This window comes from Sulfidibacter corallicola (assembly GCF_017498545.1).
In the GTDB taxonomy this organism is placed as follows: Bacteria; Acidobacteriota; Holophagae; order Acanthopleuribacterales; family Acanthopleuribacteraceae; genus Sulfidibacter; species Sulfidibacter corallicola.
The window spans coordinates 8,369,323-8,393,732 of the sequence record NZ_CP071793.1; the positions used below are offsets into that span (position 1 = coordinate 8,369,323).

The 24,410-nt window shown below is 58.1% G+C and carries 14 protein-coding genes and 2 pseudogenes; 7 read left to right on the plus strand and 9 right to left on the minus strand.

Features of this window, described 5'->3' with window-relative positions:
- Positions 1–196: 196 nt before the first annotated feature.
- A complete protein-coding gene (locus J3U87_RS25350; RefSeq protein WP_237378581.1) occupies positions 197–817 on the minus strand; it encodes a TorF family putative porin in 621 nt (206 codons plus the stop codon).
- 729 nt (positions 818–1,546) lie between these two features.
- Complete coding sequence (locus J3U87_RS25355; RefSeq protein WP_237378582.1) at positions 1,547–2,872, minus strand: tetratricopeptide repeat protein; 1,326 nt, start codon at positions 2,870–2,872, stop codon at positions 1,547–1,549.
- 1,084 nt (positions 2,873–3,956) lie between these two features.
- Here J3U87_RS25355 and J3U87_RS25360 point away from each other — a divergent pair.
- Positions 3,957–4,802: a hypothetical protein gene (locus J3U87_RS25360; RefSeq protein ID WP_237378583.1), complete on the plus strand. Its 846-nt coding sequence runs from the start codon at positions 3,957–3,959 to the stop codon at positions 4,800–4,802.
- Positions 4,803–4,823: 21 nt separating this feature from the next.
- Positions 4,824–5,828 carry an MAC/perforin domain-containing protein gene (locus tag J3U87_RS25365; protein ID WP_237378584.1) on the plus strand — a complete coding sequence of 335 codons (1,005 nt, stop codon included), beginning with the start codon at positions 4,824–4,826 and terminating at the stop codon, positions 5,826–5,828.
- A 327-nt stretch (positions 5,829–6,155) separates the two neighbouring features.
- On the opposite strand, the pseudogene J3U87_RS25370 reads toward J3U87_RS25365, so the two are convergent.
- A pseudogene (locus J3U87_RS25370) lies at positions 6,156–7,324 on the minus strand (IS3 family transposase).
- A 392-nt stretch (positions 7,325–7,716) separates the two neighbouring features.
- Positions 7,717–7,944, minus strand: a pseudogene (locus J3U87_RS35520) (IS1634 family transposase); the annotation flags it as partial.
- Between the two features lie 309 nt (positions 7,945–8,253).
- Between J3U87_RS35520 and J3U87_RS25380 the strand changes: the two are divergent.
- A complete protein-coding gene (locus J3U87_RS25380) occupies positions 8,254–8,667 on the plus strand; it encodes a hypothetical protein (protein WP_237378587.1) in 414 nt (137 codons plus the stop codon).
- Positions 8,668–8,805: 138 nt separating this feature from the next.
- Here J3U87_RS25380 and J3U87_RS25385 read toward each other — a convergent pair whose 3' ends face one another.
- Positions 8,806–9,621, minus strand: a complete 816-nt coding sequence (locus J3U87_RS25385; protein ID WP_237378588.1) for an arylamine N-acetyltransferase family protein — start codon at positions 9,619–9,621, stop codon at positions 8,806–8,808.
- A 63-nt stretch (positions 9,622–9,684) separates the two neighbouring features.
- Positions 9,685–10,383, minus strand: a complete 699-nt coding sequence (locus J3U87_RS25390) for an ArsR/SmtB family transcription factor (protein ID WP_237378589.1) — start codon at positions 10,381–10,383, stop codon at positions 9,685–9,687.
- 165 nt (positions 10,384–10,548) lie between these two features.
- Here J3U87_RS25390 and J3U87_RS25395 point away from each other — a divergent pair, with 165 nt between their 5' ends.
- On the plus strand, positions 10,549–11,046 hold the full coding sequence (locus J3U87_RS25395; protein ID WP_237378590.1) for a DUF2938 domain-containing protein: 498 nt from the start codon (positions 10,549–10,551) through the stop codon (positions 11,044–11,046).
- A gap of 815 nt (positions 11,047–11,861) precedes the next feature.
- Here the strand turns inward: J3U87_RS25395 and J3U87_RS25400 are convergent.
- Positions 11,862–12,755: a GNAT family N-acetyltransferase gene (locus J3U87_RS25400; RefSeq protein ID WP_237378591.1), complete on the minus strand. Its 894-nt coding sequence runs from the start codon at positions 12,753–12,755 to the stop codon at positions 11,862–11,864.
- 351 nt (positions 12,756–13,106) lie between these two features.
- On the opposite strand from J3U87_RS25400, the gene J3U87_RS25405 reads away from it, so the two are divergent.
- Positions 13,107–14,480: a metal-dependent hydrolase family protein gene (locus tag J3U87_RS25405; RefSeq protein WP_237378592.1), complete on the plus strand. Its 1,374-nt coding sequence runs from the start codon at positions 13,107–13,109 to the stop codon at positions 14,478–14,480.
- Between the two features lie 195 nt (positions 14,481–14,675).
- Complete coding sequence (locus tag J3U87_RS25410; protein ID WP_237378593.1) at positions 14,676–15,659, plus strand: glutathione S-transferase family protein; 984 nt, start codon at positions 14,676–14,678, stop codon at positions 15,657–15,659.
- Positions 15,660–15,723: 64 nt separating this feature from the next.
- On the opposite strand, the gene J3U87_RS25415 is transcribed toward J3U87_RS25410, so the two are convergent.
- Positions 15,724–20,889 (minus strand): non-ribosomal peptide synthetase, encoded by a 5,166-nt coding sequence (locus J3U87_RS25415; protein WP_237378594.1) that lies wholly within the window; start codon positions 20,887–20,889, stop codon positions 15,724–15,726.
- A gap of 653 nt (positions 20,890–21,542) precedes the next feature.
- Between J3U87_RS25415 and J3U87_RS25420 the strand changes: the two genes are divergently transcribed.
- Positions 21,543–23,021 carry a VWA domain-containing protein gene (locus tag J3U87_RS25420; RefSeq protein WP_237378595.1) on the plus strand — a complete coding sequence of 493 codons (1,479 nt, stop codon included), beginning with the start codon at positions 21,543–21,545 and terminating at the stop codon, positions 23,019–23,021.
- Positions 23,022–23,648: 627 nt separating this feature from the next.
- Here J3U87_RS25420 and J3U87_RS25425 read toward each other — a convergent pair.
- Entirely contained in the window at positions 23,649–24,401 is a 753-nt protein-coding gene (locus tag J3U87_RS25425; protein WP_237378596.1) for a YqjF family protein, read from the minus strand.
- Positions 24,402–24,410: the final 9 nt, after the last annotated feature.

Below are 24,410 nucleotides of genomic sequence, written 5' to 3' on the forward strand. Positions count from 1 at the left end.
TTTGGTTCTCAGTCCTAATTTTCTGTCAAGAGCTCCGAGGTCCGGCATCGATTCGTCTCCTCTACGATTTAGGGGCACGGGTTTCCCGGACGCGGATGTTCGCCCGGGTGGGTGGTCGGGTCTCGATCCGGGGAATGACCGAGAGATGGAAGTGGGTTGGTTGGGATGGGGAGGCCACGTTGCACCAGCGGAGAACTTACCAGCTCTTGGAGAGCGAAAGCACGACGCGTGCATCGGCCACGGCGGGTGGATCGTCGATGTTGGTATCCATGTAGGCGAGTTCCACGTCGAACACCTTGAACGCGTGACCGAGCAGGAAGGCCCAGTCGGTGTAGTCCCCGGCCACATCGAAATCGTAGTGACCGGCCCGTGCGGAAGCGTGCCACCGCTTCCCGAACTCGTGAGTGTAACTGCTTTCGGAATAGGCGTTTTCGTGGTCCGGGTCGATGGAGTACTTGATCTCGAAGCCTTTGAAGTTCAGGCCGAGATACGCTTCGCCGAATTCCATGGCGGCCGAACCCTCGAAGGTGTAATAGACGTATCCGAGATCCCAGGAAAACCCGCTGTCGTAGGCGCGTTTGTATCCCAGCCAGAAGTCCACTTCGAAATCGGTCTCGTCGCCGAAGTCGACGTTGGAAGTCCAAATGCCCGTGTACACACCGGTCTGCGAATGCCAATCGAGCTCCAATTGCAGGGCTGGGTTCTCGTCGGTTTGGGATATGCCGCGCCAGTAGTAGTCCGAGGTGACGGTTGCGTTGGCGCCGAATTGTGCATAGGCGGAGGGAAACAGCAGCAAGACCAGCATGGCGACACGCATGAGCAGCCCTCCGAGATGATTTTTTTGAACGGGTTCCTTCATTGTTCCTTTCGGGCATCGTTCGAACAACTTGAGAAATCGACTGTCCCCAGAGGGATGGGCCTGCAGGGAATCGTGAGCCGGAGGTCGGGGCCGTCCATTCGGGCGCGACGGGTGGCGTGGTGGAAACGGTTGGGTGTTCGCAATTAATCCAGGACGCCATGGTGGAGCGAAGCCGGAAAGAACGCACGTGCGCAAGCGGATTTCGGCCTTTGAACCGAAAGCCGAACCCGTGAACGGAACACGGCCTCGACGGGTGCGGGTGAACCGCGACAGCCTGTGACTGAGGGGGGCTTGGCCTGACTTCGGCAAAAAAACCAAGAAGTCATGAAGTACGGAAGCCGGAAAAAACTCGTGAGCGAGAGAGGGTCGCCGCCTTCGAGCCGGAGGCCTCATCGCAAAATGAAAAACGCCAATCGCTTCCTGGCTTTTGAACTTCCGGGATTCCTGATTGAATAGCGGACTCTCGACCCATGCTCGGTAGCAGACGGACATTCGGAAGAAAAGCGACCTTCCGCACCGAACTCATTTGGAGGTGCCGTCGCCTTGAACCGGAGACCTCATAACCCGAAGAGAATCGTGCACTTCCTGGCGTTTGAATTTCCGGGATTCCTGATTGAATAGCGGACTCTCGACCCATGCTCGGTAGCAAGACGGACATTCGGAAAAAAGCGATCTTCCGCACCGAAGTCACTTGGTTTGCACGACCTCGACGCGGTATCCGGTGGCGTTCCCGGCCAGGGACACGACCGTGTGCACCGCCCGTTTTTCCCCTGGCTGTAACGGCGGATGCGAACTGGGCACCGCATAGAGGGAGCGGCGATTCAGGACGCTGCCCTCGGCATCCGTGAACACGATGTCGAGCCGCAGCAGGGAAAAGGGGCCCTTCCCGGCGTTCACGATGTCCAGCGAGAGTTGGATCGTTTCGCGATCGCTGCCGGGGTGCTCGCTATAGCTCCGCTGCCAGACTTCCAGTTCGGCGTATTCGGGTTTGAGGGTGGTCCAGGTCAGCTCGACCGGGGTGGGCTTGTGCAGGCGGGCGGAGGGTTCGCGATCGGCGACCTCGACCACCAGGCGCACTTCCGCCAGGTCCGGAGTCGCTTCGAGCGTGTGCCCGAAAGGGACGGCTTCGCCAGGATGGACCCGGGTTCCGGCCATTTCGCGGAACAGCGTCACCGACTGGGTTTTCAGGGTCAACCGATCCTTGTCGATCAGCTCCAGGCGGCCCGTCAGTTGGGTCAGGTCCGTATCGTCCTCGTTGCGGACCAGGCCGCGAACCTTGTAGTAGGCCTTTTCGGAGTAAACACTCAGACGAGAGCGGACTTGGGTCAGGGCCAGGTGATCGGCGCCGTGAAGGTTGAGCGGGATCTCCCGCTTGCCGTGGTGGGCGGGATCGGTTTCCGTGGGTTCGGCCGGTTCGGCGGGGCCGTCCTTGGGTTGTTCCGTATGCGGCGTGGACGTTTCCGGCGATTCGAAGCCCGGAACGGGGAAGTGGGCCGGTTTCTGACCGCCTGGCACCAGCAGGAGAAAGAGCATGACGCCGCCGAGCACGAGGAAGAGCCCGAGCCCGCCGGCCAGAAGGCGAGGGTGAGAGACGGTTCCCATGGCCGAGCCGGGGTGGGCGCCGTCCAGTTGGTTGAGGATCTCCACGGCGCCGGCGTGGCTGGGATCCAGCGAGAGGCAATGGCGGGCATAGCGCTCGGCTTCCTGGCGGTGGTTGAGTGCGGCGTGGGCCTGGGCTAGGTCCAGGAAGACCTCGACCGATTCCGGCAGCAGGGGGGCGGCGAGATTCAGTTCGTCGATCGCGTCGCCGTAACGGCGGTGGATGAGGTAGGTGCGAGCGCGGGTGAGGTGGTCGCGTGCGGTCTTCTCGGCCTGTTCCAAGTCCTTTTCGGTGAGTCCGAGATCCAGCGCGATGCGGCGCATTTCTTCCTGATTCAATTCGCGGGTATGGGAGGATCTCAGATCGATCAGACGGGAGATGTAGGCTTCTAGGGGATCTTTTTGGGCGGCCAACGGAGCCTCGCTCGAAGTGGGATGGAGGGGGGAGCATTCAAGCCACGCCTGCGGTTGGAGTGCCGTGAGTGGGATCGATTCGGACCGCGTCCGACATATCGTGATCGAAATATGTCCCATCCTACCATGGGTCGCGACCCCAGGGGACGCCCGCCGTGATCCGGGCGCCGAGCCGCCGGTTCGCCAACCGTCAAAAACCTGATCGAAGACGAGGAGGTGGGTATGCCAGTGTGGTCAAGGGGGGGAACTGCCCTACGAATCATGAGGTAAGGGGCGACCTTGTGCGGGCTCGATCCGATGACTCGGTTCATCGAATCGCAGCGAACAAACGACTGTTTCAGAACTCGCCCTGTTTACGTAAATGCAAAAACATAAACCCACCATATAGCGAGGGTAGGGCGGCTCGCGCGGGCCTTTGCGCGCGGCGGGTTCGCCATGGCGACCAGAACCATGTGGAACCCGTCACGGCATGTCGCCGATGTGCTGAGCGACGTCTATGAGGCGATTCGCCGCGACATCGAGTCCTGGCGTACGTACTTCATGCCAATCCCCGAAGCGAAACCCATTTTGGATGAACGCCACAAAAGGTGGGCCTGGAATACCGCCGCGGTGTGCAACGTGTTGTCGACAATGTACCAACGCGTTGGAACTGAGGCGCTTTGGCGACACCCACTTGTGTCGCGAGCTGCTGGGATTATGGAGGTGAATCTAATCTATTTGAAATAAACAGCTTGCCTTCTGTTTTCTTTTGTTCGCGAGAGCGCGGTTAACCAACCTTGTTTGGCATTCATGTTGCCCTTTTTATGGAAAAACATCCGGGCTGGGTTGATGGCCGGTCTTCTTGTTGGGAATGGAAGGCAGAGGCGCTGGAGGGGAGTCATCCATGCGGCTTGCCTTTGCAAACTTTTCGCAATCAGGAAAAGTGAAAAACAGTTCGAATTTTACAATATTAAAGGAGCGTGTTGTGGCGAATGCCATGAAAACATTAATTACAACAAAAATGTCCCGAAGCACTTTGTCAATTAAGCCCGTAACCGTTTCAATTCTTCACAAAAATACAATTACTTGATAAAGGAGTACAGAAATGAGTTCTCAAGGAATTGTTTCAGGATTAAAGCTGTCTTCTCTTCACGGTACATGGAATGATGGAAATCAGTTTGGCACAAAGATAAAATTATTCAACAATTCATCGAATTATACAGTTGACAATTACTCACTTCCTCTATATATGGGCGATACGAAGTATAACAACAGTAGCCAATCAGGTTTTACCTGGACTTGGTCAAATATTGCCATTTTACCTTACCAAGAATCGTTATCTATTGGGTTTGAGGTGTTCGGTACTTCAATCTTAGGTCATCTTATTTCTCTTTATTATGGACTTGATCAAACTAGAATAATATATGGTTGTCAATCCCGTTATCCTGATTTTTCAGCATATGATACTCCTTTTCAAGCTGAACCAGAAAAACTTGAAGATACATGGGAAAATTACACCAATGCTCCATACGCACGTTTTGATACCAACTCTTGGAGTGGATCCAAGCCACCCAAAAATGTTTATCTGCCATATTTTCAATCGGACCATTTTACATTGACAATGTCTAGAATAACCGCTATTCACACCAAAGAGCTGACCTATAGAATTCTACCTGACGGTCAACTTGTTGTTGAACCAACATATGGCAGTGCAGATGAAAAAACAACCTCGGATCATGCCATTTCAACCGATATAAGTATCCCTATTCACAAAATCAAACCAGTAGGTTTAAATCCCAATAGGGGAGGCTCAGGTGATCCATACGGCACACTTGACTTTACTTTTGAAACCGAAGATTCTCAATCTATTTCTTTTGGCATTTTTCAGATTGCCGAGAGTCAAACCAGTAATTATGACGTTATCGTAGATGACTCAAATCCATTTGGATAAAAAAATATGGAGATTGATAAAATGAGTATTGCTGATTTGAACAATAAAAACTATGCAGCTTGGACTGTCGATCAATGGGAAAGTGTTTTTTTGAACACAAACAGTTTTAAGGGGATATTCTTTCACGATTCTCCAACCAGTCCTCTTGAGCCTTTGAGCGAATTCTCGGCTTTGGAAATAAATCCAATTTCATCATTTACCCGCGATATGGTTCACCAAACATCCACGTTTAATTACTACTTCTCCAGTATTTCCGATTATTCCTCATATTCTTTGGCAATAAACGACTATTATGGGTATTTTTCAGGCTCGATCTCTGCGAGCGTACCCCTTATTGGTGGAGGGACAATAGGACGCACCCGAACCTCCTCGGGACATCAGTCCAATAGTCATCAAAAGGATTATTCAGTCGCATCATATTTTATTCCAAAATTTTCATACGCTATTACAAATAACCTCTTCAGAACCACCAATGAGTTCAATCAAGATGTACTTGAAATTCTTGACAACGACTCGTCCGCAGATGAAAAACTTAATGATTTCATGAATTTGCTTAAAACAAAATGGGGAGAGTATATCTCTACAAAAGTGCTGCTTGGAGGTAGTTTTTCACGAATCTACTCCTTTAATTCAACTAGTACAACTAATATGATGAATGCGCACGAAATGATCAGGGCCAATTTTGACACCATAGTTAAGTTTATGGAAATTAGTGCGAACATTGAACACACGGCAGAATCCAGTCAAACGCTCAAAAGCCAGGTTGCAGAAAGCATCTCCGGAGTGGCTGTTTATGGAGGAAACATTTCTTCGGCATACAGTTTTAAAGATTGGTCAAAGTCTCTTGGTAGCGCTCAGTACTGGGGGAACATTGGACGTTCCGACATGGCACCAATTATCAATTTTCTTCCAGATCACATCCTCTATAAAGTAGGGGAGCTCTACGTAAGAAATGATACAAATGGAGATTACGAGAATAAGGCAGTAAAATACTTCTATTCACAACAAAGTAATCCATTTGGATAATCAAGCCATCTAAATATATACCCCATCTGAGAATGAAGAAAACATCCGGAAATTTGTTTGTCACCCGGAGTGCTCGTTAAAAACCGAACACTCCTTTTTTGCTTCGGATTGGGCAATCATGTTGACGCTTTCCTAAACGAACCCGGGTTTTGCTCGGTACAGGACCCTGGGTCCGTCTGCTGAGCAGGGTGCTCAAAACCTGACCCGGCATCGGCGCAGTCAGGTCGAACATATGAAAATGCGTAAGCGCTTATTGCGTCGCGTCAGGCTGTGCAGGGCTCGTGTTGGGTTCTGGAGTGGACCTACCCCGAATTGGTGGACAATGAGTTAAGCAACCCACGTGCAGATGGATTGCGTTTGTTCGTATTCATTCGGGCTCTGGTATCCCAACGCGTTCTGCAGCCGCTCTGGATTGTAAAACCCCATGATGTACTCGGATATTGACCCCCTTGCCTCCTCTCGGCTTCGATATTTCTGCCCCACCACCTGTTCCGATTTCAGCGTTTTGAAGAAGCTTTCCATCGGCGCTTTGTCCCAGCAATCGCCTTTCCCACTCATGCTACTCAGCATCCCGTTCTCGATCAACGCGTTCTGGTAGGCCTCGCTCGCATACTGGCTTCCGCGATCCGAGTGATGGATCAATCCCGGTTCCGGCCGCCGCTGTTTCACCGCCATCTCCAGGGCACGGGTGACCAACTCCGTTCTCATGTGCGCCGCCATGTGCCAGCCCACCACCCGCCGGGAGTACAGGTCCAGGATGGCCGCCAGGTACAACCATCCTTCGTGGGTGCTGATGTAGGAGATATCCGCTACCCAAACCCGGTTCGGCGCCGTTGTTTCAAAATTGCGGTTCAGGAGGTTTTCCTTCACCGGTAGGTGATGTCTGGAGTCCGTGGTGACCTGGTACTTCCGTTTGGTTTTGGCCCGGATTCCCGCTTGCTGTATCAATCGAGCGACGCGGTTCTTCCCACAGAACACGCCTTGCTTCACCAATTCGGCATGGATCCGAGGGCTTCCGTAAACCTGCCGTTTGGCGTGGTGAATCGTTCGGATTTGCGCCACGAGCTTCTCGTTGTCCACGGCCCTCTGGGACGACTTTCTCCAGCGAGAGGCATAGTACCCACTCCGGGATACCCCCATCACCTTGCACAGCAGCGCCACTGGGTACTGCCCACTTTGCATGTGTATGAACGCATGTTTCACAGCACTTCCTTGGCAAAGTAGGCCGTCGCCTTTTTTAGGATTTCGTTCTCCATTCGGAGCTGGCGCACTTCTTCTCGGAGACGATCCACTTCCCCGGCTTCCTCGCTCCGCTTTCCCTTGCCGGGAAAGGCTTTCTCGCCTTTTTTCAGGTAGTTCGCCTTCCATCGTGACAGCATGCTCGTGGAGATCCCCAGTTTTCGACACGCCTCCGCCAGCGAATAGCCGTGTTCCGTCACCAATTGCACCGCTTCGATCTTGAATTCCTCGGTGTACGCTTTTCTCTTTCTTGCCATGGAAACCATTCCTCTCCAGTCCGGGCCAGCCGTCAGGCACTCGAGCCGGCATGGGGCCTCGGCCTTTGCGGGAAGGATAAATCGGGGAAGCTCCATGGATCCGTGGGTTGGCCCCTTCGGTATCCTCCGCCCTTTCGGGCGGGAGGGAAAGCCCCCGCAGGGGGTTTTTGCTCCCGACCGGCAGGCTCGGGGGTGGCCGGAGGGGCGGGGCCCCCGGTCTATGGAGGAGTCCACGCTTTATGTTCACGCCAAAGTCCGAGGTCCACAGGCCGAACGGGTCTTGACCCACCCAAGCCTGTGATCCATGCTCGCCTTGATCTGGCATTCTACCCTCATGACTGCTTTTCTGGTCTGTCCAGAAAACCGGGGGAAGTCCGCTCGTCGAAGTCGACATCCTCTTCATCGACACGGAAGGAGACCGCGGTGGTGTCGTAAAAGATGAGGTCGACTTTGAGGTTGAAGAGATCGGCGGTCTTGTGGAAAACAGCCTGTTCCACAGCCCTGGCGTGCTCGTAGAAGAAACCCATGGCCTGATACATCTGTTTGAGTTTCAGGTCGTTGCACGTGGGAAGGTAGACTTTGTCAAGCCATCGTTCCCAAATCCCGAGCTTGGAATCGGGTTTTCGATTAAGGGCCGGAGCCCCAGGAAATCGCCAGCCTCGAACTGCAGCAGACCTCAACGAAATTGATCCTAAGTCTTTGATTCGGTTTTAGTTGTGAAGAGGGGCCTCTGCGAACCCAATTCGGATATCTAAATGGGTTGATGCGTGTTCTGCCGATATCTCGCCTATTTATACGAGCTGACATTTCTTGTCCAGCGCCTCTTCAATTGGGAATGACCCCCAATAGCAACGCTTGCCCAAATCGTTTGAAACATCCCCTATTGGGGGAGCAGTGGCCTGCCCCCGCCAATGAAAAGGAGTTATTCATTGAAAAACAATATTTTGGCACTGGGTGCCTGTGCCATTCTTGCCCTAATCATCACTCTTCCATTGGAATGGGCAATCCTCCCAGGACAAAAGGTGACCGGTCTGTCCGGTTCTATTTCGTTTGAGTTGTTTACACTGTCCTTAAAAGTGCCTTTCTGGCTGGCGGTAGTTGCAGGGGTAGTCGGCGTGAGCCTTGATCTGCTCAATTTCATGAAGGTAACCAGGCTTTCAAGCCCGTATTCGATAATCCTTTTACTGTTTGCCGCGCTTTGCATTCTGGCTGCAATTATCGTAACCCTTTTTGCCGGCAATGCTAAGTTTGCCATCGGATTGTTCATTGCAATTTTCGGGGTTTGTTTGGGCTTTAAGTTTGCGTTCGATTGCCGAACCACGGCAACGGAGTTAATTGATTAACCCGTCCACCATGCCTGATTATCAAAACATTGTTTGTCGACGAAGTTGTCGCATATCCGTTACCCAAACCCGGTTCGGCGCCGTTTTTTCAAAATTGCGGTCCAGGAGGTTTTCCTTGACCGGTAAGTCCAGGGCTGATTACCAAGACAAGTTGGGAAAAGTCAGGGGGATATCCATGTCAAAACGCAGCCCGAAATGGCGAGCGAGAATCTGGAGAAGGTCCTCTTTCGAAGTGATTTTCTGCTTGTTCGCCACGCCCGCGGCGTTGCGCATGTTGAATATGTCGTTCTGTATGGTGACCCGCCCGCCTTCGGGCGTGGCACGCGCGACGAGCAGACGATCCCGAAAATGGGACTCCGGATGGGTCGACGTGTACCAGTTGGCCACCTCGCGATCAATCAGGGGCATCTGCTCGAGGGTGAAATCACAGACGTCCTTCCAGCCGTCGTCGAGGAGGACCTGGTGAAAATAAAGATCGCCCTCGCGAACGATGCGGCGCGGTTCATGAGAAGAAGACTGGGTGACATCCAGCACGAAGCGAATAGCGCTGGTGGGGGTGAGGCCACCGACCCCCACATCGGCGAACCAACTGGTTCCCTCGATCTCGACTCGGGCGAATAGATGGGTTCGCGGTGGAATATGATCTCGCTCGGAACCGATGCGCACTCGGGCGCTGATCGGCGCTACCTCGAAACCCAAGATCTCCAACACCGAGATCAAGAGGCCGTTTTGTTCGAAGCAATAGCCACCGCGGTTATTTTCGATCAGCTTTTTCCGCAAGGATGCGTTGTCCAGGGCAATCTCCCGGCCAAGTAGGACGTCCAAATTTTCGAAGGGAATGCACTGGGTGTGGGCTGCAATGATGCCGTTCAAGGTGGCCAAGGAGGGCACGAGCGGCCCATCGTAGCCGATTCGTTCAAGATAAGCGCTGAGGTCGAGTTGTGCGTGTGTCATGGGGTTCCTTTCCATTCAGGGGGTCATTTCGTGTTGAGCGAAGGTTGGCGGGCGAATGTTCGATCAATCGTCGCTCTCGTTCGCGTTTGGTTGGGGGGATATGTCGAGATCGAGGCCGGCGGCCTTCCAACCCGGAATGCCGCTCTCCAAATGTCGCGCCCGGAGGCCCCTGCCGCGCAATGCGGCAACCGCCTGTAACGAGAGCGCACAAAAGGGACCTCGGCAGTAGGCGACAATCTCCCGATGAGGTGGTAGCTCGGCGAGGCGCCGTTCGAGTTCATCGCATGGGATGTTGAGTGCGCCGGGTAGGTGGCCCGTGGCGTACTCGTGTTCCGGCCGCACGTCCAACAGGGTCACACTGCCCTCTTTCATTCGCTCCAGCAACACGTCGAGCGGCATGGTCTGCAAGTGGTCTTTCTGATGAATCACGTCGGTAACGACCTGGCGCATCTGGGCTTGATTGTGATCCGCACAATGCCTGAGCGCGGCCAACAAGGCCACGATGGGACCGTCTCCGAGGCGGTACAACACATACTTTCCCGCTCGCCGCGTCTGAACGAGCCCGACCCGCCTGAGCCGCTGTAAGTGTTGGGAGGCATTGGCAACCGAGAGCCCGGATCGCTCGGCCAATGTCTCGACGGCACATTCCTCCTGGGTGATGTGGTCCAAGAGGACGAGGCGGTGGGCATGGCCGAGGGTGCGGGCCAATTCGGCAATCTCATCATGGATCTGGGTTTGTGGGTTGTGTTGAGGGGTCGACATGGCTCTCTCTTTTTCAAAAACATCATTCAATTGTTCGATTGAATGATATACTGCCTGCTCTTCACGAGCCTGTCAAGACCGGCGGACTCGATCCCGTAATTTCCTCACCCCCCGATTGCAACCACGAGTTGGAGGTGGGTGGCCTGAAACATCTAGGAGGAACACATGGTTGGATTTCTGGAATTCGGAGTGCGTGCGGTGGCCATCGGCGTTGGTGCCACTTTTGTAATGGATCTTTGGGCGATCTTTTTGAAACGATGCTTCGGGACGCCGTCCCTGGACTACGCCATGGTGGGCCGTTGGCTTGGACATTTCCCCCAGGGACGATTCCGACACTCCAGCATTGCCCAGGCCGACCCCGTTCCGGGGGAACGTATTTTGGGTTGGTGTGCCCACTACGCGATCGGTATCACCTTTGCCGCCTTGCTGCTCGCGATTTGGGGGCTGGATTGGGCTCGCCACCCGACATTCTTTCCAGCCGTGTTCATCGGAGTCGTGACGGTGGTCGCACCGTTTTTCATCATGCAGCCGGGAATGGGCGCAGGCGTGGCGGCATCGAAGACGCCCCATCCCAACATCGCCCGCATCCGCAGCCTCGCAGCCCACACGGTCTATGGCTTGGGGTTGTATCTCTCGGCACTGTTCTGGGCATTGCTGACCTAATCGGCCCGACTCATGCGGCCGAGAGCCGTTCTCTGGTTCGATTCGAGGTGCATGGATCCTTCCGTGTTTCGCGCACCCTTCCCCAGTTCTAGGGAGATTTTGTCTCCTCGGCCGCTTTCTTGAAACAAAACCGTCTGGAATGCCTAAATGTCGAGAGATTCGTCGTGCCTGGTAGGTTCATCCGCCGGATGAACTAGTCGAAGTAATTCAGGCGAGGAGTTCCCGCATGCTGCGAGAGTTGGCGGGGCAGTAAGTTGGTCAGGGGCGGTAAGCCGGCCCGGCCGACACTCCGAAGTGATCAGTGCTGCGAAAATTCAGAATGCCAAAGAGCGAAGCTCCAATAAAAACAGGAGCTTGGGAATGTGCGACCAGCGGTCGCACCTACCTGGCCATACCGGCCGTGGCACACCGGCCGTGGCACACCGGCCGTGGCACACCGGCCGTGGCATACCGGCCGTGGCATACCTACCGGGCCTTACCTGCCCTGCACCACACCCCTTTCGTAGATGCGGGAACACCTAAGCGATTTGCTTCGATTAGTTACCCATCTGAAACCCGGTGGCCGGTGTGCCGGTGGTTCGGCATACCGACCACCGGCATTCCGGGCCCCTGGCCTGGACGGCGACTCTGTGATGAACATCGGCAGCCGCTGTTGATCGGGATGGAAAACTACAGCTCTAGCCCGGGTTTAGCCGGGTTCCATCGAACTCGGTTCATTCGGTGGGCACGATTTCGCCCAATCGGGTTCGATCCGTTAAAAATGCCGGCTGTTCCAGTAGAGTCTGCACAGAACCACGACATCGCGGGGAGACCTCCTATCCCTCCTCGATCTCGCCCGAAACGAAGCGGTAGCTGGTCATGTCGCAGACCGGTCGATAGCCGATCGCCGCGTAGATGCGGTTGGACGTGGGATTGGCCAGGTCGGTGAACAGCACGCAACGCTGCCAGCCCTCTTCGAACAGCTTGCGGCTCAGCGCGCGAGTCACGGCCGTGCCCCAACCCTTGCCGCGTTCCTCGGGGGGCGTGTAGACCAACGTGACCGCGCAGCAGGTCACGCCCGGGCGCGATTTGCAGATCATGGCCACGGGTCGATCCCGCTCCCAGAAAAAGAGATGGCCGTCGTCGAGGCGGTGTCCGGTTTCGACATCCACGTTCCGGTCCGCCTCGTTGGGCAGGGCTTCCCGTTGAAAGGCACGGGCCCATTGGATGGCGAGGTCGCGGTCGGCGGGGTCGGCGGGGTCGGCGGGGCGGAATCGGCCCGGCGCACGCGGCGGATCGGGGATGTGGTCCAGCGTGTGGATCCGCTGGCGCATGTCCACCAACGGTTGCGGCGCGTCGGCCTGGGTCTCCGTCGCGCGCCAGAGGTCCGCGAACAGGTCGGCCGTGGCGGCTTCGGCCAAGAACGAGGGGAAGGTTCGGCCTTGCCCGCGAAGCCAGGCGATCAGGTGGACAAGGCAGGTGCGCGATTCGGATGCGGGCACGAACAGGGAGAAATGGAGCGGGAAGGGGGGCGTGTGCATGACGGCCGCAATCGGTCGCCCACCTCGCACGATCGCGCCGAAAAGCATGTCGGGCGGCGTGCGCTCGGGGTGCCGGGCGAGCCTCAGCGAAACGCCCAACAACACCTGATTCTTGGCTTCCGCTTGGATCAGGGGGTCCTTGACGACCTCGAGGAATTGGGCGGCATCGGGAAATCGAACGAATCGCATGGGCGGCTCCTGGCTATGGCGGGGATCATAAGTAACAAAAAGAGAAGCGGTTTGTTCCCGATATCGCGGTCAGGCTGGGTATACTGTTTTCATCGCGAAGCCATCAAACCACATTCGGATGCTTCCTTCACATTTTAGGTGAGTTCCACCCCTCCCGGCCATGCCGCATGGGCAAGAAGTCGCTTTCCTCGACGTGGAGGCCCGAACGGTTGGCTGTTTCGGCTCCGAATCTCGCGTGGAGGAAGGGGCCGGGACGCGTTGGTTCTTCGCGGTGCGCAGGGATTTCCATGACGTTCGTCGTGGAACCGACCCCTTACTTGTCGAGATTACGTTTACCGAGGTGTGCCCATCATGGCGAAGACCGCTGTTTCGTCTCCCCGATACTCCGTTTCCTTCGCGGCGATCCGTTGCCGTTTCCCAACCAAAATCACTGTCTTGGGTCTGGTGCTGTCGATGTGGCTCCTGACGCCGCCATTATGGGCCCAAACCGTGATCTATGCGGGAACCCTGATCGACGGGACCTCCGACAAGCCGCGGAACAAGGTGACCATCGTCATCGAGGACGGCAAGATCACCGGGGTGTCCAAGGGGTATTTGGTCTTCAAGAAGGCCGATCGGATCATCGATCTCAAATCGGCCACCGTCATGCCCGGCCTGATCGACCTGCACACCCACCTCAGTTTCGAGTTGGGGCCCGAATCCTACACCGAAAAATTCACGCAGAGCACGGCCGAAGTTGCCTTGCGTTCCGGCGTCTTCGCCGAGCGGACCCTGATGGCGGGCTTCACCACGGTACGCGATTTGGGCGATCGCGACAACGTGACGGTCGTCCTGCGCGACAACATCCAGCAGGGCTGGGTGGTCGGCCCGCGCATTTTCACTTCGGGTAAGTCCCTGGCCACCACCGGTGGGCACGCCGACCCGACCAACGGTTACCGCCGCGACAAGGCCGGCGATCCCGGCCCCCGCGAGGGCGTCATCAATGGTGGGGATGACGCGCGCAAGGCGGTGCGCCATCGCTACAAGGACGGCGCCGACCTGATCAAGATCACGGCGACCGGCGGCGTGCTGAGCGTCGCCAAAAGCGGCCACAATCCCCAATTCACGGAAGCCGAGTTGGAAGCCGTCGTGGGAACGGCCAACGATTACGGCTTTCATGTGGCCGCTCACGCACACGGCACCGAGGGCATCGTTCGCGCGGTGCGGGCCGGGGTCCTCACCATCGAGCACGGAACCTTTCTCAACGAAGAAGCGATGGTGCTGATGAAAGAAAAGGGAGCCTATCTGGTACCCACGCTGCTGGCTGGAGACACGGTGGTCGCCATGGCCAAGCAGGGCGGGGCCCTGCCGCCGGTCGTGGCCCAAAAGGCGCTCGAAGTCGGCCGCCTGATGCGTGAAAATTTCGCCAAGGCCTATGAAATGGGTGTACCGATCGCGTTCGGCACCGATTCCGGGGTCAGCAAGCACGGTATGAACGCGCGCGAGTTCGGCTTGATGGTGAACGGTGGCATGCCGGCCATGACCGCGATCCAATCGGCGACGTCGGTGGCCGCGAAAGTGTTGGACGAACCGAATTTGGGAACGGTGGCCAAAGGTGCCCACGCGGACCTGATCGCGGTCGAGGGCAATCCCCTCGAGGATATCGCCGTTTTGGAGAAAGTGGCCTTCGTCATGAAAGCCGGCCAGGTTTATAAGGAAAACGGTGCGCCGGCTCGATCACCCTGATGGGACGGCACCTTCATTTTGATCGGGCTTTGGTGAGCCAAGTGCCCATCTTACGCGTTTTTCGAAGTTGAACTCGTTTGTTTGTAGTGGGTTGTGTTAGCGGATCAATTCGGCACGGATTCTGTAAACCCATGGGGCATCGAACGAGAGGCCCCCTGGGGCCGCCACCAATCGCACGAGCAGAGGAGTCGCAACATGGGTTTGTTAGTCGATGGAGAATGGCGCGACCAATGGTACGCCACCAAAAAAACCAAGGGGCGCTTTGTCCGCGAGAGCGCCCAATTCCGCAACTGGATCACGGCCGACGGTGCACCCGGCCCCTCGGGCGAGGGGGGATTCAATGCCGAGTCGGGCCGCTACCACCTGTATGTCTCGCTGGCCTGTCCTTGGGCCCATCGCACCCTCGTCTTTCGCAATTTAAAGGGATTGGAATCGCACATCACGGTGTCCGTCGTCCATCCCCACATGATGGAGCACGGCTGGGAGTACCGCACGGACGACGAGGATTTTCGCGACCACATCAACGGATTTCGCTATCACCACCAGGTGTATACCGCGGCCGATCCGCAATACACCGGTCGGGTGACGGTTCCGGTGCTCTGGGACAAGCAGCGCCGCACCATCGTCAATAACGAGTCCTCCGAGATCATTCGCATGTTCAACAGCGCATTCGACGAGGTGACCGGCAACCGATTGGATTTTTACCCCGAAGCACTGCGAACGGAGATCGACGAAATCAACGACTTGGTGTATCCCAACATCAACAACGGCGTTTATCGTTGCGGGTTCGCCACCACCCAGGAAGCCTACGAGGAGGCCTTCGATGACCTGTTCTCGGCTCTCGATCGGGTGGATGCCCGTTTGGCGAAGCATCGCTACCTGGTGGGGAATCGATTGACGGAAGCCGATTGGCGGTTGTTCACCACCCTGGTCCGGTTCGATGCGGTGTACGTCGGGCACTTCAAGACGAACTTGCGGCGAATTGCGGATTATCCCAATCTTGCGCCGTATTTGCGCGATTTGTACCAGCAATCCGGTGTGGCCGAGACCGTGGATTTTTGGCACATCAAGCAACACTATTACTACAGCCACGAAACCATCAATCCGACACGCGTCGTACCCAAGGGACCCGAGCTGAACTTGGACGCGCACCACGATCGCACCCGATTTGGTGATTGATCCCGATCGCGGCCGTTTCTCGAGAATCGGCCGCGAACTTCCCGGGGCGGTTTTCGGGGAATGTCTAGGGTTTCGTTCCCGAGGCCTGTAAGGCGGCTTCCCGCTTGGGGTCCTCGGGTACCAGTGCCAATTCGCCCAATTGGGTTTCGGGCGCGGCCAGAATGCGGTCGACGACGGCGATGCAGGTTTCCTTGAGCGATCGAATCAGCGACTCCGGCAGGCGGTTGCGGTCGTAGGCGAAACGCAACTCCATGGTGGGGCCGCTGGTCACGAAGACGGTCAAGGGAAACGGGGTGTGCTCGTAGCTGGCGAGCTCCAAGATCTCCAGGCGGGTGCCTTCCAGACGGGGCTCGCGCGCCGGGCGCCGCTCAAGCAATAGCAAGTGATCGAACAGAATGCGCCGCTTGGGCGCCACGCTGCGGATCTCGTCGAGGGTGAGCGGGGTGGTGCCTTCCGCGATCGCGGCATCGTGCTGGACGCGGCGCATGATGTCGAGAAACCGATCTTGCGGATCCAGCCGAACCCAGAGCGGCACCGCGAATTGAAACAGGCCAAGCATTTCGGCACAGCCGGACAAGGCCGCCGGTCGACCCGATACGTTCACGCCGAACACCGGCGTGCGGGTTTGACCCTGACGGGCCAAGACCAGGCTCCACAGCGCCTTGAACAGGCTGTTCAGCGTGACCTGTACGCTCACCGCCAAATCGCACAACCGCTTCAGGTCGCGTTCGGGAATGACGTGCGACATGTAGCCGGGATGGTAGGACGGGGTGAATTCGGGCATCGAGGGGATCAGCCGGAACGGCCGCACGCTTTTCTGGTAATCAGCCCAATAGCGTCGCGCCGGTTCGGGATCGCGGCTCTGCAGCCAGCGCGTGTAGTCGCGGAACGGCGGTCGATGGCTCAGAGCCGGTGTCTCGCCGGCACGTTTGGCGCGATAGGAGCTGAACCATTCGTCGATCAACTGCTGGAGGCTGTCGCCCTCCATGACCAGGTGGTGACAAGTGACCACCATTTCGTGCAGGTCGGCGTGATGGCGGATGATCAGTACCCGGAGGAGGGGCGTCGTGGACGGATCGAGGGGCTTGATGTGCTCTTCGCGGATCAGCTCGTCGCGGCGGAAGCGCGCGTCGGCACCGCTCATCCCTTCCAGGTCAACCGTGCGAAAGGGCAGGCGCCGCTTGCGCTGAACGATTTGGAAAGGGCGATCCAATCCCTTTGAAATGAACAGGGTGCGGGGCAACGGATGGCGGTGGGCCAAATAGTGCCAGGCCCGTTCGGCGATATCCAACTCCAGCGGGCCGGCCAACGTGTAGATCGATTGGCGCAAAAAGGCGCCGTCGTGTGGGTTCTCTTCCAAGTGGCGCAATATCGACAGTTGCAGCGGCGCCAGCGGCACCATGTCCGCCACTTCCGACGGGTTGAGCCCGTGTGAGGCCAGTGCCATGTCGAAGGCTTCGATATCGAACTGGGACAGCCCGAAGTCGCTGGGGCTCGGGTAGGTCGATTTTTGGGTGCAGCAGTGTTCGATCATGTCCTCGAGCACCACGCGGTAGCGTTGGAGGTAATGACGGATTCCGTTGCGCGGCATGTTGGTCGGCAGGTCGGCATCGATGATCAACTGGTTCTTGATGACCGAGAGCAGGTACCGCGGCGCTCTGGGCGCGCGAGCCTGGGGTCCGGATATGGTGCGCGGCGGTGTGGCCAGGCTGCCCAGTAGGTGTTGATCGGGCGGCTCCGCGTCCAGTTGGCCCAGGTAATAGAACTGCGGGAACGAGTCGTCGTTGACCATGGCCAGCAGGCGCGAGCTGCCGAATCCGTTGTGAGGCAAGCGACGCAGGGTTTCCTTGACGGTTCGGATCCAGTCGGAGATGCGGTTGCGTCGGTTGGGGGCGGTCAGGGTGACCACGAAGTGGCGTTCCAGCGAGGCCACGGTGTGCGAGAGATCGGGGCCGCGCGGCGGTTGGCGGTCCTGATCGCCGGCGGTGAGCTGCAGGCATTCCTCGTTGGTGAGCAGGACGTGGGTGTGCAGCATCGCGGCCAGCATGATGTCGAAGGGTTTGCAGCGGTAGGTCTTGCCGGCGCGAACGAGGAGCGCGCGCGTCTTGGCGGGGCTGAGGGTGACCTGGTATTGCGTGCGATCGGCCGCGAGACCCAGGCCCGCACCGTCGCGAGACCGGGCCGGTACCGCGGACGCCAGCGCCTGGTGGTTTTCGGCATAGGCCAGCAACTCGCCGGGGGTCACCGGTTTGTGAGGGAAACTGGCGACCTCGCCGACCAGGCTGGCGCGGTAGGCGGTTTCCAGGTTGCGGTGCAGGACGAGCAGGTCGGTTTCGTTGGCCAGCGCGCGATGCGCGATGAGCAGTAATTGGTTTGGATGCCACTCCGGAGCCAGGATCACGCGCCACAAAGGACCCGTGGCCAGGTCGAAGGTGACCTCGGCGCCCTCGATGAGATCGTGCAGGGTCGCTTCCTCCACCAATTGCAGATCGGGATTGGCGGCGTTGAAATGACGGACCCAGGAACCTTCGGGCGTTTGCACGAAAACCTGCGTCAGGTTGGGTTGGTGTTGTTGCACCTGCTCCATCGCCATGCGCAGGGCGTTGACCTGAATCGGGTCGGGTGCCTCCAATCGAAGTCGAACGCTGCATTGATCGGTGCCGCCGTTGGTGAAAAAGAATCCCTGCGAGGCCAGTAATGGGAGCGGCTCGGCGGAGGGCGCGGTTTCGTTGACCTCTTGGGTCGTCGATGGGGCGTTTCCTTTGCTCAATACCGCCAGTTCCGCGATGGTCGGGCTCTGGAAGAGATCTTGGAAGCTCAGGTGCAGCAGGTCTTCGGGCAGAATGGAGACCAGTCGAATCACGGCCAGCGAGTCGCCGCCCAGTTCGAAGAAGTTGTCGTGAATGCCCACGTGGGTCACGGCCAGGACCTTTTCCCAGAGCGAGACCAGGTGACGTTCGACTTCGGTTCGCGGTGCGCGGTAGGGCGTGGTGCCTCGGCGGGTGACCTCGGGCAGGGCCTTCTTGTCCACCTTGCCGCTGGTATTGCGCGGAAAGCGATCCAGCTCGATGAAATGTGCCGGGATCATGTGCCGGGGAAGGCACCTGGCCAGGCAGGCGCGCAACGAAGTCGGGGCCAACGGGTCCTGAGCCTCGTTTTGATCGGCGAAGCGATTGGTGTCCAGGCGGGTGAAGTAGGCGCTCAGCTCGCGCCGGCCGAATTCGCGCGTGGTCGCCAACACCACCGCTTCCTCGATGCCCACGTGGCGGTTGAGGTGGTACTGGATTTCGCCGAGTTCGACCCGGTACCCGTTGATTTTGACCTGGTCGTCGGCGCGACCCAGGAACACCAGTTCGCCGCGCAGGTTCCAGAAACCCATGTCACCCGTGCGATAGAGGCGTTCACCGGGGCAGAAGGGATTCTGGACGAAGGTCGCGTCGGTCAGCTCGGCCCGGTTGAGGTAGCCGCGCGCCACGCCCTTGCCGGCGATGCAGATTTCGCCTTCCATACCCAAGGGCAGCAGTTCCAGGTCCGGCGACACGATGTAGATCCCCAGGTCCGGCAAGGGGCGACCGATGGGGATGCGGCCCTCGCTGTCGGTTTTGGGATCGACCCGATAGAAGGAGGCACAGACGGCGGTTTCGGTGGGTCCGTAGGCGTTGATGTAGATCTTGTGTTTGGCGATGCGCCGGGCGTCTTCGCGAATCGGGGCCTCGCCGGCGGTGATGATGACGCGCAGGGGCTCGATGGCCTCATCGCTCAGGCTGTGCAGGTAGGCCGGCGGAAAGGTGGCGTGGGTGACCTCGAAGCGTTCGATCAGGGCGGCCAGTTTCTTTTGGTTGGCCACGGCTTCCGGAGAGGCGAGCACCAGCGCGGCGCCGCTGAGCAGGGCCATGAAAATTTCGGAGAGAGAGGCGTCGAAGGAGGGCGAGGCCATTTGAAGGACGCGGTCGCCGCGCTTGACCTCGAATCCGTGAATCTGTGCGTGGATCATGCTGTGGAAATGGCGATGCTCGACCTCGACACCCTTGGGGTTGCCGGTCGATCCCGAGGTGTAGATCACGTAGGCCAGGTCCTCCGGTTTGCCGTGATGGCGGCACGGAGAGGTATCGGCCTGCCAGACCAGGCGATCCAGTTGGACCAGGCGGGCGTCGCATTCGTGGATGATGGCCGGGGGGTGGCCGAAACAAATGACGACCTTGGGTTTCGCGTCTTCCAAGATGAACCGGGTGCGCTGTTCGGGAAAATCGGGATCGATGGGAAGGTAGGCACCGCCCGACTTGAGGATCGCGAGCAGGGTCAGCGGCAGGTAGGCGCGTCGATCGGGGATGACGGCGATCAGGTCGCCCTCGCGGACGTCCAGCTCACCCCGCAGCAACGTGGCGAGTTGGTCGGCCTGGGCGTTGAGCAGTGCGTAACTCCAGCAAAGGTCTTCGCTGAGCACGGCCATGTCGTCACCGTGTTGCCCGACCCTGGCTTCGAATTGTTCGTGAAGCGGTTGGGGATCGATGCCCATGCCGGACCGCGGGTTGAAGGTCTTCAGCAGCATGTGGCGTTCGCTCTCGGGCAGCAGTGCGGTCGGGTCCTGCCATTGCTCGGGCGGCACGGTCGCGGCGTGCGCCACATGTCGGGCGAGGCGTTCGGCGTAGCCCGCGCCCAGGCTGGCGGCCCAGGTCGAAATGCGAATTTCGAGAGACGACGCGCTTGGCGTGACCACCACCCGAATGGGGCAGGCCTCACCCGGTTCCGCCAATGGATCGACTTGGTCTTTCCCATCCGAGGTAGATCTCCAGGAGATGGCGACCGCCGGGGTCGAATCGGGCTGCGCCCCATGGTCGGATTTGTCCGTTACGGGTGTTTCGGCGAAAGCGGCCTTTAGGTGCTCGACCAGTGATTCGACCGATCGCGTTACCGGTGGTTCAAGTCGACGTAGGCCGTCGTCGTCGAACCATTGGAGCGGAACCATGCCGCCATTCCCAAATCGCTGCAGCACGCGGGATAACACGGCCGAAAAGGGGAGGGCCGGCGATCCGGCATCCATGGCCGTGAAAAAGGAGGCCGTCATCGGAATCGTGAGGTCGTGGTGTTCGACGGGATCGCCGGATGTGTCGGCGAACGCCGGAAAGGGGTGGGCCGACCATGTCGCCGTGTCCTCCGCCGGGGGCGCCGTGGGTTGGGCTGCCGCGCCCGTATCGGTGCGGGATGGGGAAGATGAGCGGTTCGTGGACATGGCTACCTCACGAAACTTGGTAGAGGGACAACGCCCCATTTTTAGCGGATTCGACCTGCGGGGTAAACGCCAAAGCGCCCATTTTTCGAAATTCCGCCTGAGACGAAAGTCAAGTGTCACTCGACTTTCACCAATGGGTCCGACTCCGCGCAGGGAATCGCCTCCTTTTCGGTGGTCCGTTGCGCGATCGCGGTTTCGCCCTCTTCCTTCAAAAGGCCCATTGTTCGGTTCAGGACAGGGGCACTGGAAATCCACGACTTCCTGTTGGATGAATGACCTCCAAAGGTCAACCCATGGGCATGCATGTCTCGTTGCGATGACGATCACCGATGCCCTGGAAACTCGGTGGTACCGATCCCTTTGAGGGTGATTCTGTGATGTGTGTCACGGAATGGTGGTAGGCCCTAGCCTCTTGTCACCTGTCTTACGCCTTGAAAACAACGATCGTTCGCTTCCTGATCTTCTTCCAAAAACGCTTGTCCAGCAATGATCCGCTGTTTCTACCATGCGGTGGTCCGGCGACGACGGCCGACGGGGGAGGAGGGTCGGGGTGGTCGATGACCTCGTTTGCGGACGAACCCGATGGCATCGGTCGTGCTGTCCCGGCTTGTGTGAACACATTCCCATAATCCCGTGAATCGTGGAGGATTACGATGATCAAGCGAACCCCCATTTGCCTCGTCGCCCTTTTGGCTGTGTCCCTCGGCAGCTACCTCTTTGCTCATGATGAGCGTACCGTCACCGAGGAAATGAAGGTCAACCTCGTGGAGCTCGAAGTCCGAGCCCATACACTCGGCGGCAAGTCACTGTACGGCCTGAACGCGACGGATTTCGTCGTGAAGGAGAACGGCCGGGTCCAAGCCATCGACTCTTTTGAAGAGGTCGACCTCAACGCGTTGAACGCCGCGGAGCGCGATGCCCGCCGCAAACGCACCATGATTCTTCTCGATTTCAAAAATACCCAGTACGAAGTGATGCGGACTTCCTTCGAGCATCTTCGCAACTACATCACGATGTACGATCACGGGAACAGTGATTTCGGTTTGGCCGTCAACGCCGACGGCATCATCGAGTTTTTACCGTTCACCGCCAATCGCGAGCACTTTCTCGAGGCGGTCGACATGGCCGAGTCATACTATCGCAAGTCCCGCTACAAATCGTACACGTCCATCCGCCAGGGCCGGAATTTCGGCCATGGGTACGGACCTTTCGGCGTGCCCGGTTTCGGGCCTTCCGGGCATTACCGTTCTTCCCATCACCTGACCCAGGATTATTACCGCCGCGAGTTGGAGATTCTCGGCCAGTTCGTCAACTATCTCGGTGTCTGGTCCGGTGAGAAGAACCTGGTTCTGGTTTCCAATCCCTGGGACCTGCACATCAGCGACGACAACGAGGGTTCCAGCAACGATCCCGCGGTTCTCTCCATGAAGGACATCCAGACGACGGCCCTCTACAACAAGGTGACCGTCAACGTCATCAGTCTCGATCGCCACGTGGACATGACTTCGGCACGCTACGTGGTGCGCCAGGCACCGCGTGTTTTGGATCGCACCGCGGAAGTCGCGTCCAGCACCGCGGGCAGCTTTTACCACGCCAACCGCGCCGGATTGGCCAAGGTCCTGGAGCAGACCGTCGACGAGCTGACCCATTACTACCGCATTCGGTATTACAGCAACCAGGCCGGCGATCGCTACCGCCGCATTCAGGTGGTGGCCAAGGGTGTGAACCGCGTGGCGACTCACTTTTCCGGTTATTACCCGAAGGGGACCGGCATCGTTCCGGCCAACGTGAACGGATCGGCGGAGATGGAGCAGGGTCAGTGGACGCTGAGCACCGGCACCGATTGGATGGCGTGGACCCATTCGGGTTGGAAGAAGAAGCGCGCCAACTATGCGATCAGCCATCGCGTCTACGGTGTTTCGGGCGAGTTGCTGGCCGAGCGGGTTCGTTCCGGCGAGTTGAAGGTGCGCAAGCGCAAGGGTTCCTACGACTACCCGCAGTTGCTGCAGGAGGTGCGGTTCGACCTGGGCGAGGGCCACGAGCCCGCTCGGATCGAGACCACGGTGGTGGACCTGACCTCGGGTGAGCGATTGGTGCTGTCCAAGGACCTCGACCGCGACAATCTCGGCTAGGGCTTAATCGATGTGAAGCGATGCGGCGGTGGCCTCCGGGCTGCCGCCTTTTTTGTCCACTAAATCCACGAAAAAACACGAAAAAAACCCCCTCCGCCATGGCTGGATGAACATCCCCACTTGGCGGTACTTGAATCTGGGTTCTCGGCCGCATGATTGATTTCACCTTTTTATCGGCTGCCTCCGAGCTGTGACCTCTATGGTTCTCTTAAAATCCCTTCGGCCATGGACGGATGATCATCCCCTCGTGGCGGTACTTGGTTTGGGTTTTTAGCTGCGGGAACCTGCTACCTTGGAAAAGAATGATATCGGGAATCTCCGGCCCAGGGATGCCTCCCGAAAGCGAAAGAAACCCGCAACTCCTACGGATAAATCGGTTGTATCCCACAATCGCGTAGGGGAAGGATCTCCCCTAGGCCTCCTTCACCCGAGCAGGCTCTGATTCACGTGCGTGCCAATTCGGGTGATTCCTGGGCGAACACATTCACCAAAGCCACGGCGGCACCGCAGGGAAGGCATTTTTAGGAATCAATCCCTTTCCAAGTCTCGAACCAAAGCGATGCAGGGTCGAAGGGCGAGGCGGGCAGAAGGGTGTTCGTGTTTTTTCGTGTTTTTCGTGGACAGTTTTTAGTGGACGGGGTGGGGGGGGCACACCACCACTTCCAGTCGCCGGGCGAAGGCCAGGTGTGGCTGTTGATCCGTCGGCGTCGCCAAATCGATGGTTCGCAACACCGTGTTCTCTTCCACCTCGACCCAGGCCTTCTTTAGCGGCCACCGCGCGTGATGCACCTCGGCTCGGTACACCTGCCCGCGCTTCGACTGCGCGTACAGGCAGTAACGCTCGGTCAACCAGTGGGTCAAACCGCCCGGCGGCGCCTCGAGCGGATCGAAACAGGGGCCGTATCCCGCGCGAAACCCGATCTGGCGAGAATCGTCCTTGCGCCGGCTGAAATAGCCGATGTCGGCATCGTCCGAGCGGGTGACCGCCATGAAGGCGTGGCGGTAGGGGAGGTGGAAGAACTTTCGCGCCGCCCACACCGCCATCGCTTGGCTCGCGTCCAGGCTGAAAAACCAAACCCCGGGCTTGTCGCCGAAGGTCACGTAGGTGCGCAGGTTCAGCTCGGGGAAGTTGGACACACCCGGCATGCCTGGCAGGCCGCGCCACATGACGTCTTCCATGCGAAAGGGCACGATGCCCACCCAGGCGTGTCCCGAAAAGGTGTCCAGCGTCAGCCCCGGCGGAATCAAGGGGCGGATCTGTTCGGGGTCGAAGTGGTAGTGCATGAACAACAGGTCGCACCACGTCTGGCGCCAGCGCCACTCGGTGGTGGGCATCGGCCAGGGGCGGTGATCGGTGTGGTTCAGCGATGGGTGGGTCATGGCTGCCTG

Coding starts and splice junctions, on each gene's coding strand:
- J3U87_RS25350 (WP_237378581.1), bottom strand. CDS start 817: ATGCGTGTCGCCATGCTGGTCTTGCTGCTGTTTCCCTCCGCCTATGCA.
- J3U87_RS25360 (WP_237378583.1), top strand. CDS start 3,957: ATGAGTTCTCAAGGAATTGTTTCAGGATTAAAGCTGTCTTCTCTTCAC.
- J3U87_RS25365 (WP_237378584.1), top strand. CDS start 4,824: ATGAGTATTGCTGATTTGAACAATAAAAACTATGCAGCTTGGACTGTC.
- J3U87_RS25385 (WP_237378588.1), bottom strand. CDS start 9,621: ATGACACACGCACAACTCGACCTCAGCGCTTATCTTGAACGAATCGGC.
- J3U87_RS25390 (WP_237378589.1), bottom strand. CDS start 10,383: ATGTCGACCCCTCAACACAACCCACAAACCCAGATCCATGATGAGATT.
- J3U87_RS25395 (WP_237378590.1), top strand. CDS start 10,549: ATGGTTGGATTTCTGGAATTCGGAGTGCGTGCGGTGGCCATCGGCGTT.
- J3U87_RS25400 (WP_237378591.1), bottom strand. CDS start 12,755: ATGCGATTCGTTCGATTTCCCGATGCCGCCCAATTCCTCGAGGTCGTC.
- J3U87_RS25405 (WP_237378592.1), top strand. CDS start 13,107: ATGGCGAAGACCGCTGTTTCGTCTCCCCGATACTCCGTTTCCTTCGCG.
- J3U87_RS25410 (WP_237378593.1), top strand. CDS start 14,676: ATGGGTTTGTTAGTCGATGGAGAATGGCGCGACCAATGGTACGCCACC.
- J3U87_RS25415 (WP_237378594.1), bottom strand. CDS start 20,889: ATGTCCACGAACCGCTCATCTTCCCCATCCCGCACCGATACGGGCGCG.
- J3U87_RS25420 (WP_237378595.1), top strand. CDS start 21,543: ATGATCAAGCGAACCCCCATTTGCCTCGTCGCCCTTTTGGCTGTGTCC.
- J3U87_RS25425 (WP_237378596.1), bottom strand. CDS start 24,401: ATGACCCACCCATCGCTGAACCACACCGATCACCGCCCCTGGCCGATG.